Origin of the sequence: Pseudomonas sp. NPDC087803, assembly GCF_044742995.1 — a bacterium.
GTDB lineage: Bacteria > Pseudomonadota > Gammaproteobacteria > Pseudomonadales > Pseudomonadaceae > Aquipseudomonas.
In genome coordinates this window covers 1-10,802 of the sequence record NZ_JBIUVO010000074.1, presented here as the reverse complement: position 1 = coordinate 10,802, position 10,802 = coordinate 1, and the positions used below count along the sequence as shown (strand labels likewise).

The 10,802-nt window shown below is 59.6% G+C and carries 10 protein-coding genes and 2 pseudogenes; 7 read left to right on the top strand and 5 right to left on the bottom strand.

Features of this window, described 5'->3' with window-relative positions; translation table 11 throughout:
- Positions 1 to 255: 255 nt before the first annotated feature.
- From ACIOUG_RS23820 to ACIOUG_RS23810, 3 genes and pseudogenes are all read left to right on the top strand, one after another.
- Positions 256 to 561: a type 1 fimbrial protein gene (locus ACIOUG_RS23820; protein WP_401069111.1), complete on the top strand. Its 306-nt coding sequence runs from the start codon at positions 256 to 258 to the stop codon at positions 559 to 561.
- Between the two features lie 112 nt (positions 562 to 673).
- Positions 674 to 913: a hypothetical protein gene (locus ACIOUG_RS23815; protein ID WP_003228000.1), complete on the top strand. Its 240-nt coding sequence runs from the start codon at positions 674 to 676 to the stop codon at positions 911 to 913.
- Between the two features lie 130 nt (positions 914 to 1,043).
- Positions 1,044 to 1,994 (top strand): annotated as a pseudogene (locus ACIOUG_RS23810) (transporter substrate-binding domain-containing protein); the annotation flags it as partial.
- A 131-nt stretch (positions 1,995 to 2,125) separates the two neighbouring features.
- Here ACIOUG_RS23810 and ACIOUG_RS23805 read toward each other — a convergent pair.
- From ACIOUG_RS23805 to norR, 5 genes are all read right to left on the bottom strand, one after another.
- Entirely contained in the window at positions 2,126 to 2,875 is a 750-nt protein-coding gene (locus ACIOUG_RS23805; RefSeq protein WP_401069108.1) for a YkgJ family cysteine cluster protein, read from the bottom strand.
- 86 nt (positions 2,876 to 2,961) lie between these two features.
- Positions 2,962 to 3,285 (bottom strand): hypothetical protein, encoded by a 324-nt coding sequence (locus tag ACIOUG_RS23800; RefSeq protein WP_401069106.1) that lies wholly within the window; start codon positions 3,283 to 3,285, stop codon positions 2,962 to 2,964.
- A 148-nt stretch (positions 3,286 to 3,433) separates the two neighbouring features.
- A complete protein-coding gene (locus ACIOUG_RS23795) occupies positions 3,434 to 3,892 on the bottom strand; it encodes a GNAT family N-acetyltransferase (RefSeq protein ID WP_401069103.1) in 459 nt (152 codons plus the stop codon).
- 27 nt (positions 3,893 to 3,919) lie between these two features.
- On the bottom strand, positions 3,920 to 4,822 hold the full coding sequence (locus ACIOUG_RS23790) for a chemotaxis protein CheV (protein ID WP_003227992.1): 903 nt from the start codon (positions 4,820 to 4,822) through the stop codon (positions 3,920 to 3,922).
- A 192-nt stretch (positions 4,823 to 5,014) separates the two neighbouring features.
- Positions 5,015 to 6,568 carry a nitric oxide reductase transcriptional regulator NorR gene (gene norR, locus ACIOUG_RS23785; RefSeq protein WP_401069100.1) on the bottom strand — a complete coding sequence of 518 codons (1,554 nt, stop codon included), beginning with the start codon at positions 6,566 to 6,568 and terminating at the stop codon, positions 5,015 to 5,017.
- 162 nt (positions 6,569 to 6,730) lie between these two features.
- On the opposite strand from norR, the gene hmpA reads away from it, so the two are divergent.
- The 4 genes and pseudogenes from hmpA to cyoA form a co-directional block, all read left to right on the top strand.
- Complete coding sequence (hmpA, locus tag ACIOUG_RS23780) at positions 6,731 to 7,912, top strand: NO-inducible flavohemoprotein (RefSeq protein ID WP_401069097.1); 1,182 nt, start codon at positions 6,731 to 6,733, stop codon at positions 7,910 to 7,912.
- A 235-nt stretch (positions 7,913 to 8,147) separates the two neighbouring features.
- Positions 8,148 to 8,708: an ester cyclase gene (locus ACIOUG_RS23775; RefSeq protein ID WP_401069095.1), complete on the top strand. Its 561-nt coding sequence runs from the start codon at positions 8,148 to 8,150 to the stop codon at positions 8,706 to 8,708.
- A gap of 25 nt (positions 8,709 to 8,733) precedes the next feature.
- Positions 8,734 to 9,243: a disulfide bond formation protein B gene (locus ACIOUG_RS23770; RefSeq protein WP_007916948.1), complete on the top strand. Its 510-nt coding sequence runs from the start codon at positions 8,734 to 8,736 to the stop codon at positions 9,241 to 9,243.
- An 825-nt stretch (positions 9,244 to 10,068) separates the two neighbouring features.
- A pseudogene (cyoA, locus tag ACIOUG_RS23765) lies at positions 10,069 to 10,704 on the top strand (ubiquinol oxidase subunit II); the annotation flags it as partial.
- Positions 10,705 to 10,802 lie beyond the last annotated feature (98 nt).

The following is a 10,802-nucleotide window of genomic DNA, read 5'->3' as shown; positions in this document are numbered from 1 at the left end:
ATGGCGGCCTGCCAGCGACCAATCTCTAGCGAATGTACTTGATCCAATTGTGCGAGCCAGACCGCTGGCGATGACGACTGTCCAGCACCCCCATCCGAAACCGTGACCAGCGCCCCCATTCCATCACTCGATATCTGTGAATCGGTACGTTTGCTCCCCGCAACAACTACGCTCCTAAAGATCCGCCCCCATCCGCGGATAAATGTTGTACAGCCCGGTCGTCAATTGAGTGGGCCTCTTCGGGAGTGTCGTTCCATGAATCTGAAAACCGCATTGGCGAGTGTGCTTGTTTTGCTGCCGTTGGCGGTCTGCGCCGCGCCGCAGTCGACTTCCGGCGAGATCCGTTTCACCGGGCAGATCGTCGATTCCGGTTGTGCGGTGGAGCGTGCCGGGTCGTTGGCCTCCGATGCGTCGCGTCAGGTCGAAATCAAGCCAGGTCTGCAGGTCGATGTGGACACTTATCGCAACGCGTGCAGCCATCAATCGTTGCCGTTCTCCATGACCTATCAAGCGCTGAAGACTTCAAGCGACAAGGGCATCGTCACCATCACCTACCTGTAAACCGTTCGGCGAGCGGTGCAAAATCTTCAGGTGCCGAGTCAGGGCGCGCAGGTATACTGCGCGCCTTCGCGGCTCACTGTTCGCGCCCGATTTTTTGCTTTGCGGAGCTTTTATGACTTCCCCGACCCAACCGCCGGTTGACGACGCTGTGAGCGATGTCCCGGCCGAACTGGCTGACGCCAGCGAGAGCAAACCCGAGATTGCGGCTTTCAAGTTCCCGTTCAAACCGGGTGAACTGGCCGCCGCCAAAGGTTCGAACCAGCCGTGGTACAAGAACGGCGCCAAGAATGGCCACACCAAGACCCCGGGCATGGCGCCGCCGGGCACCCGTCGTTCGATGGGCAAGCGCTGATCGGAACTGACGGCATCTCTGTCAGAAAAGGATTATTCCCACAGCGATAGATGATTCGTCCTCTGGGAATGCCGGTGACCTTTCGTCAAAGATTCATGAACTTGTGAAATCTCTGATGAAGGTCGCCCCAATGTTTCTGGCAAGAACCCTGTCTGCCCTGCTGCTCCTGGCCCTGACTACCGGTTGTGTTTCGGCGCCGGTAGAGCCGACGCTCAGGTTTGGCATCGAGCCTCTTGTTCCGCCCTTTGAAAGTCGCAACGACGCCGGGGAACTGGTGGGGCTGAACATTGAATTGGGCAATGCGTTGTGCGCCGAGCTGCACAGGCGCTGCGTCTGGGTCGACCAGGATTACGCGACCAATATCCAAGCGCTCCAGGCCCATCGTTTCGATGTGATCATGCCCATGACCGCTACGCCGGCGCGGCGCGAGCAGTTGGACTTTACCGACAACCTGTATCCGCTGAGCAGCCAGTTGGTGGCGCGCAGGGCGGCGAATCTGCAACCGGATGTGCAATCGCTCAAGGGGAGGCGGGTCGGCGTGCTGGCCGGCACCAACCGGGAAGAGTTCGCTACGGCCCGTTGGGCCGGTTCCGGCGTGACGGTGCGCAGTTTTCAGTTCAATGATCAGTTGATTGCCAGTCTTCTGGCGGGCGAAATCGACGCCACCTTGCAGGACTCCATCGAGATAACCCACGCACTGTTGAGCCAGCCTCAGGGGTACGACTTCGCGTTTGCAGGCCCGGCGATCAAGGATCCGATGCTGGGAAGCGGGGTGGCCATGGCGGTACGCAAAACCGACACCCGGCTGCGTGATGATTTGAATTCGGCGCTCGCGCGTCTCCAGCAAACGGGGGAGTTTCAGGCGATCACTCGGCGCTTTTTACCGCCGATAACCAACGCTTCGCCGCGTTACTAACCCAATGTCGAAGGCTTGCCGTTTTCCGACGCAGTGCGGATTGGCGATACGGTCTACTTGTCCGGTTTGCTGGGGCTGGATACCGACGGCGAGCTGGTCAAAAGGGGGATCGGCCCGCAGATGACCCAGACCATGAATAATCTGCGCAGCGCGCTGCGACGCAGCGAGTTCTTCCAATGAAAGCAAGCCCCCTCCCACAGGGTTATGGGTTGATCCATTATTCTGTGTACAGCTCAGATCCCTGTGGGAGGGGGCTTGCTCCCGAAAGCGCCACTGCAGGCAGTACGAAATTCGGATCAAGCCGCCCGCAGCGAAATAAACGCATACGTCTGCGCCGGCTCAGTCACCACCTGCGCCCCGGCTGCGAGCAACTGCCCGGCCACATCATCCCCGGACAAATGAAACAGCCACTCACTGGATGCTGTGTGCAGTGGCTGTGCGCAAACCTGATCGATCACAGCCGCAAACGCGCCCATCTCCGGCAGATACGCGGTAAACCCATCGCCTTTGAGCGCCGTTGTACGAATCCCCAGCGCCGCGCATACCGCTTCCTTGATCCGGATGTCATCGCGATCGGCCTGACGCGAACGCTGGATCAACTCCAGCAGTTCCTGATCGACCAGTTCCCCGCCGACAATCAGCAGCGGCCCCTGTTGCCATGACTCCGGCGGGCAATCCTTGGCGGCAGGGTTGAGTGCGATGTGCGGATTAATCTCTGCGGGGTAGATCCTGCACACCAACGGTCGGCGCGCGTAGATCCGGCACAGGTTTTCTTCGTCAAGATTCCGACAGCGGCCGACGTTGTAGGCGGCGAAGGTGATTGCCACGTGGGCCTCGGTAGTACCGCTGCGCACGACCGCCGAACGCCGTTCGGCGTGTTCACGCTGCTGCGCCGGCAGGCCCAGGCCGTTGCCGAGAAAAGCCTCCACCAGCACGATCACCTGACCGCCATCCGCCGCCCACATGCGGGCTTCGGCAAGGGTCAGAGGCACATGGTGGTCGGTGCAGCATTTGCCGCAGCCAACGCAGGAAAACGTCGTATTCATTGCACGATCAATCTTCAGTCATAGTGTGAAACGGCGACGTAAAGTCGCCAGGCTGAGGCTGATCGAAGCAAGTTGTGCGCCAGCCCTCAAGGCTTGCTGGTCGGACGGATCGAGTCCCATTCGGTGACGAACGCGGTTTTCGCCTTTTTGCTGTACAGGCACAGTTCGCTGCCTTGCTGGCCTTTCATGTGTTTTTGCGGGTATTGGCCTTGCAGCAGTACGGCGGTGTAGCCGACGCGGTCATCGAATTGCGCGGGGGTGCCGACCGGTTTGGCGTCTTTGAGGCCGCTGGCCTTGGTACAACTGGCGAGGACGGTTTTGTCGTAGGCGGCCCATGCGTCGGGACTGGAGGCGTGGGCCTGAGAGGCGAGGGCGGTGAGGCAGAGCAGGCTTAGGGTGAGGGCTTTCATCGTGGGCGTCCTTGGTCGTAGGTGGCCAAGGTTGGAGTCTGCCTGAGAAGGGAAGTTGCCTGGGCCGGCCTCTTCGCGAGCAAGCCCGCTCCCACAATTTGTAATGCGTTCCCCCTGTGGGAGCGGGCTTGCTCGCGAATACGGTCGATCAGTCCGGCACAAGTTCCCGGCGAACCACAAACATCCCGGCACTTTCATACAAACGCTGCGCCCGGAGGTTGTCTTCCAGCACCTTCAGATCGACAAATCCTTCGCGCCTTTGCTGAAACACCTTGAATGCATTCAGCAGCAACGCCCGACCCAAACCTCGGCCCTGTGCGCGCGGATGTACCACCAGGTTCTTGATGTACGAACTGGTCCAGCATTGCGCCACGCCGACTACGCCTTCGTTATCGCGGGCGATGAAGCACAATTCAGGATCGTATTCGGCATCGCTTTCAAACCGCTGCTGCCATTCCTCCAGTGCCGGCACCCGACCGCCGCCTTCACGATAGCCACGTTGCATCAATTGATGCACGGCCGCCGCCAGTTCCGGGCGATAAGTGCTCAGTTCGACGCCTTCCGGCCAGTGGATCGGCGGCACGTCTTGGCGAAGCTCGCGCCGCATCAAAAAGCAGTACGTCTGGCCCAAGACTCAGTGACCGTTGGCGGCGACGTGTTTGGCGGCTTCGATCAGGCGCTGGGTCAGTTCCGGCGAAGAGAACTTGGTCAGCACCGCGTTCGCTCCGGCCAGGCGCGCTTTCTCGCTGTTCATCGCACTGTCGAGCGAGGTGTGCAGCAGCACGTAAAGGTGGGCGAAGTCCGGGGTCTCGCGCAGGGTGCGGGTGAAGGCATAGCCGTCCATCTCGGACATTTCGATGTCGGAGACGATCAGGTTGATCTGTTGCGCGGTGCCTTGCAGGTCGAGCAGGCAATCGATGGCTTCCTTGGCACTGCGCGCAGTGTGGCATTGCAGGCCGAGGTTGCGCAGGGTGTGCACCGATTGCTGCAGCGCTACCTGGCTGTCGTCGACCACCAGAATCCGTGCATTGCCCAGCACTTCGGCGTCTTCCATGCTCAGGTCGGTCGGGGCCATTTCGATCTGCGCCGGAGCGATGCTGTGGATGACTTTCTCGATGTCGAGCACTTGTACCAGTGTGCCGTCCACCGAGGTCACGCCGGTAATGTAGGCGCGCGAGCCGCCGGAGCCGAATGGCGGCGGCTTGATGTCGGTGGTCAGGCAATGAACGATTTTGCTCACCGCCTGCACGTGCAGGCCCTGCTTCGAACGGCTGACGTCGGTGACGATCAGGCAGCCGCCGTTCGGGTCTTCCAGCGGTCGCTCGCCGATGGCACGGCTGAGGTCGATCACCGACAGCGACGCGCCGCGCAGGGTGGCGATGCCTTTGACGTGCGGATGCGACTCCGGCATTTTGGTCAGCGGCGGGCAGGGGATGATTTCACTGACTTTCAGCAGGTTGATCGCCATCAGCTTGCCGCTGCGCAAGGTAAACAGCAGAAGCGAAAGTGAATCTGCGCGGGCTTTGTTGGAAGACATAAAAACCTTCTGTGGAAAAAGGTGATGGGCGAGGGTGTAAATCGCCAGAAACTATTGATGCCGGGTTATCGACTTGTCGGGGGCAGGCTTTAGTGCCATTGAGCAGGCAGAAGATCAAAAGATCGCAGCCTGCGGCAGCTCCTACAGGGGAAGTGAACTCTGTAGGAGCTGCCGCAGGCTGCGATCTTTGCTTTATTTCAGCCCCAATCGCTTGGCCATCCGCCCAAGATTCGCCCGATCCAGCCCCAGCTCCCGCGCAGCACTGGCCCAGTTATCCTGATTGCGTTCGAGCGCGGCGCCGATCAATCGGCGTTGATACTCCTCAGTGGCACTGCGCAGATCGCCGCTGAGCAACGGCATCGAGGGCACCTCGGCAATCGGCTCAACCGAGTTATCCACAACCTCACGTGGCAAATCCAGATCCGCCGCGCTCAAACTGAGAATCTTCGGCCGCACCTTGCAATTGCCCAGCGCCTTCAAAGCACTGCGCCCGATCAAGTGTTCCAGCTCGCGCACGTTGCCCGGCCAAGTGTAGGCGAGCAGTGCGTCCTGGGCATCGCTGCTCAGGCGCAGGCTGTTGAGGCCCATGCGCGAACGGTTCTGTTCGAGAAAAAAGCCGCTGAGCAGCAACACATCACGGCCGCGATCGCGCAGCGCCGGCACTTGTAGCGGATAGACGCTCAGGCGGTGATAGAAGTCGGCACGGTAGCGGCCGCTGCGCACTTCTTCGGCCAGATCGCGGTTGGTCGCGGCGATCAGGCGCACGTCGACCTGATGTTCCTTGTCCGAGCCGAGCCGCTGCAACTGGCCGCTTTGCAGCACGCGCAGCAACTTGGCCTGTACCGTCAACGACAGTTCGCCGACTTCATCGAGAAACAGCGTACCGCCATTGGCCAGTTCGAACTTGCCGCGGCGGTCGCTGGTGGCGCCAGTAAAGGCGCCGCGTACGTGGCCGAACAGTTCGCTCTCGACCAGGGTGTCGGGCAGGGCGGCGCAGTTGAGGCTGATGATCGGTTTGTCCGCGCGCGGGGAGGCGGCGTGGATCGCCTGCGCCACCAGTTCCTTGCCGACCCCGGTTTCGCCGGTGATCAGCACGGTCAGGTCGCTGCCGCCGACCAGGTTGATTTCCTCCACCAAACGCTTGTGCGCCTTGCTCTGGCCGATCATTTCGCGCTGCTGCTGACCGCTGGCCTGGCGGTAGACCTCGGCGCGCTGGTGCTCGTCCTCGGCACGCAGCGCCAGGCGTTCGATGCGCTCGGCGGCGTTGACCGTGGCCGAAGCGAGGCTGGCGAAGGCTTGCAAAGCGTCGAGTTCGATCGGCTCGAAACGCTCCGGATCGAGCGCATCAAGGGTTATCAGGCCCCAGAGTTTTTCGTCGACGAACAGCGGGCAGCCGAGGCAGTCATGCACTTCGAGGTGATCGCCCAGGCCATCGACCAGGCCGTCGTATGGATCGGGCAAGTCGCTGTCGGCGGCGAACCGGGTCGGCCCGGCGCCGCCCAGCAGGATCTCAAAACGGGGATGTTCGCTGACCTTGAAGCGTCGGCCGAGGGTGTCGGTACTCAAACCATCCACCGCCAGCGGCACCAGCCATTCGCCGTCCAGGCGCAGCAACGCGGCGGCGTCGCACGGCAGCAGGGCGCGCATGGCTTCGAGCAGGCGCCGATAGCGCTCGCCTTCGGGCAGTTCGCGGGACAGGTCGGAGACCAGCGGCAGTAAAGCGGTGAGCAGGGATTTAGCGGTCATGGTCTTGTAGTCAAAGAGACACGATGTAGTCGCTATGACTATAAAGCGCTTTGAGTCTAAATGACTACGTAAAAAATAAGCCATTGATTTATAACGATAATTAATCTGGCACGAAAACTGATAAGCCTAAGGTAATTCTCAAAAAGCTCAGGAGTCACTCTTATGCTTAGCGTCCAGGATCGTGCCATTGTCAAATCCACCGTGCCGCTGCTGGAAAGCGGTGGTGAAGCGCTGATCACCCACTTCTACCGCATGATGCTTTCTGAATACCCTGAAGTTCGCCCGCTGTTCAACCAGGCGCACCAGGCCAGTGGCGACCAGCCGCGTGCGTTGGCCAATGGCGTTTTGATGTACGCCCGACACATTGATCAACTCGACCAGTTGGGCGATCTGGTGGCGAAGATCATCAACAAGCACGTGGCCCTGCAGATCCTCCCGGAGCATTACCCGATTGTCGGCACTTGCCTGCTGCGTGCCATCTCCGAAGTGCTTGGCGAGGAGATCGCCACACCTGAAGTGATGAGCGCGTGGGGCGCGGCATACGGGCAACTGGCCGAGATCCTGATCGGTGCAGAGACGGCGATCTACGACCAAAAGGAACAAGCGGTCGGCGGCTGGCGCGGCGCGCGGGAGTTCATCGTGGTGAATAAGGTCGAGGAGAGCGCAGAAATCATCTCGTTCTATTTTGAGCCGGCGGACAAAGGTCCGATCCTTGCCGCTGAACCGGGCCAGTACATCGGCATGAAGCTGATCCTCGACGGCGAGGAAATCCGCCGCAACTACTCGTTGTCGGCACTGGCGAACAAGGGCCAGTACCGCATCAGCGTCAAGCGCGAACCGGGTGGTCGAGCGTCCAACCACTTGCATGATCAACTGCACGTAGGCGCGAGCATCCAGCTGTTCCCGCCATCGGGCGAGTTCACCCTGACGGCCAGCGACAAGCCGTTGGTGCTGATCAGTGGCGGCGTGGGCATTACCCCGACGCTGGCGATGCTCGAGGCGGCGCTGCAAACCGAGCGTCCGGTGCATTTTATCCACTGTGCGCGCAATGGCAGCGTGCATGCGTTCCGCGACTGGGTCGACGGGCTGGCGGCGCGTCATCCGCAACTCAAGCGTTTCTATTGCTATGCCGAAGATGACGGCGTGAGCCCGGCGGCGGACAAGCTCGGGATGCTCAGTCAGGAGCAGTTGGGTGAGTGGCTGCCGGCGCAACGTGACGTCGATGCTTACTTCCTTGGGCCGAAGGGGTTCATGGGCGCGATCAAGCGGCATCTGAAAGCGCTGGGTGTGCCGGAACAGCAGAGCCGTTATGAGTTCTTCGGGCCGGCTGCGGCTTTGGAGTAATTGTCAAAACCGAGTCGTCTGCATCGCGGGCAAGCCCGCTCCCACAGGATTTGTGGCGTGCACAGAATTTGTGAACGACGCTGAACCCGTGGGAGCGGGCTTGCCCGCGATGGCCGTTACGCAACTTTGATTTTTAAAAGGTGTTTAAAGGTTAATCGTTTCTTAACCGGTTTATCGTTTATTCCCCGATGCTGATGATAGGCGCTCGTTCGTTTAACTGATCAGGATCGCCCCCATGTCGCACAGCATCTTTTCCTCTCGTTTGAGCCTGGCAACGCTTGGCCTGTCGGCCGCTTTGCTGGCCAGTCCGTTTGCTTCAGCGGAATCGGCGTTGATCACACCGCAGACGCTGATCGTCGATCAGAGCCTGCCCAAGGCTCAGCGCGAGGCAATGGAGTTGGCGGCGCGGCGTTACGGCAGTTTCTGGAACAGTGGGGAAGAGGCCCTGGCCACGGCAGCCTTGTCGCCGCAGTTTGTCGACAAGACCCCGCCCGAAGGTCGGGTGCAAGGGCCGACCGGGCCGTTGCTGGCGTCGAAGTTCTTTCGTACGGCGGTGCCGGACCTGAGCTGCGAGATTGAGCAAATGATCATTGCCGGTGACCGCGTGGTGGTGCATCTACACTTTCGCGGGCATTTCAGCGGCACGTTCAAGGCTCTCAAAGGCCAGGGCCAGCGTGTAGACTTCCGGGCAACCGATATCTATCAGATCGACAACGGTCGCATCGCGGCCAATTGGCATATCGAAGACAACATCAGCCTGATGGCGCAACTGCAAGCGCAGCCGCCGGCCAGCTGAACCATGGACATATAAAGGAAACGCGATGAGCGAGGAAACGATTCGACTGGGACGTGAGCGGCGCTTTCTGGTGCTGTTGGGGATCATCTGTCTGGCGCTGATCGGCGGTGCGCTGTACATGCAGATCGTGCTGGGCGAGGCGCCATGCCCGCTGTGCATTCTGCAGCGTTACGCCTTGTTGCTGATTGCGCTGTTCGCCTTCATCGGCGCGGCGATGCGCACCCGCCGCAGCATCACGGTGTTTGAGGTGCTGGTGGTGATCTGCGCGATCGCCGGAGCCGGCGTCGCCGGTCATCACGTGTACACCCAGTTCTATCCGGCGGTGAGTTGCGGCATCGACGTGTTGCAGCCGATTGTCGACGATCTGCCGCTGGCGAAGATCTTCCCGCTGGGCTTCCAGGTGGATGGTTTCTGCTCGACGCCGTACCCGCCGATCCTCGGCCTGTCGTTGGCGCAATGGGCGCTGCTGGCGTTCGTGCTGGTGGTGATCCTGGTGCCGCTGCTGACCTCGCGTAACCGAAAAGCACTGCGTTGAATCAACTCTGCGGCTGATCGGCCGATACAGAAAACGCCCCGATTTGCGTATCAGCCGATCGGGGCGTTTTGCATTTCAGAGCGTTTGTGAAAACACCGTGACGAACGGCAAGGGTGGGTGCGGCAGGTGTGCGACATGTTGTCACACGCGTCCTGTCGCAGAGGGTTTCAGCAAGCCGGATTGGCGTAATGTTACAAAAAAGCATTGGTCTGTTTCGGCATTTTTCTGGTTTTGCACGTGTGTGCCAGATCAGGCAGTTTTAACAGGCTCTGGCAGATGGCCAGAGGCCTTTGAATATCGGGCTTTGCGCCGATTCGGCGTTGGGAAAAAGCCTTCAGAGCTGTCTGAACTGAGGTGTATAGGCCTACATTTTTTGGTGTTTTTGTTGAGAATCGATTTCGATAACATGCGGAACTTTTGCAAAAACGGTGATGGATTGTTGCTCTGAGCGATAAAAATTATTTCGGGATAAGACATGGTGTATAGGGCGCTACCTATCTACAATCGCCCGCACTGAATTCCCGGCACTGTTCGGCCTTTATAAGGAACCGAGCAGGAAGTCGGGTGTCGAGCCGGCCGAAAGGCTTGCAGGACACCCAGGTGTCGGTGCCTTCCAACTTTCCGCACCAAATGGAATTGGTCTGTAACAAGGCCTTTGACCACGAATTCGAATAAGAACTGAACGCTGTCCCAAGGTTTTGTCGAGCGTCTGACGCGCGACGGGCGGCCCTTATTCAATCCAAAGAAAATGCCAACCCTTGGCAGGGTGAAGTGTTGGCGATCAAAACCCAACTGCATTGCGCAAGCTGCTTTAGAGGTCGTGAGATGAGTAAAAACAGGTACCCCAGATTACTAGGCCTAGTGCCGCTGCTCGGCACGTTGTTGCTGGGAGGCTGCAACATGACCCTGCTCAATCCAACGGGCCAGGTCGGCCTGGAACAGCGCAACCTGATCATCACCGCCACGCTGCTGATGCTGTTGGTCGTTGTGCCGGTTATCGTCATGACCTTCCTGTTTGCCTGGAAGTATCGCGCTTCCAACAAGGACGCCGTCTACACCCCGAAATGGTCGCACTCGACCAAAATCGAAGTGGCAGTCTGGACCATCCCGGTCCTGATCATCATTGCCCTGGGTTACATCACCTACATTTCGACCCACAAACTGGACCCGTACCGTCCGATTGAATCCGACGTCAAGCCGGTGACCATCGAAGTCGTTGCGCTGGACTGGAAGTGGCTGTTCATCTACCCGGAACAAGGCATTGCCACGGTCAACAAGATCGTGTTCCCGGCGCACACCCCAGTCAATTTCCGGATTACTTCCGACGCCGTGATGAACTCGTTCTTCATTCCGGGCCTGGGCGGCCAGATCTACGCGATGGCGGGCATGACCACCAAGCTGCACCTGATCGCTGACCGCAACGCTGAAATGGACTCGAATTCGCATTCAGCTGCCGGGGCAGAGGAGTAAACGATGTTTGGTAAATTAAGTTGGGAAGCGATCCCTTTCCACGAGCCGATCGTGATGGTCACCATCTCGATGATCGCGCTCGGTGGTCT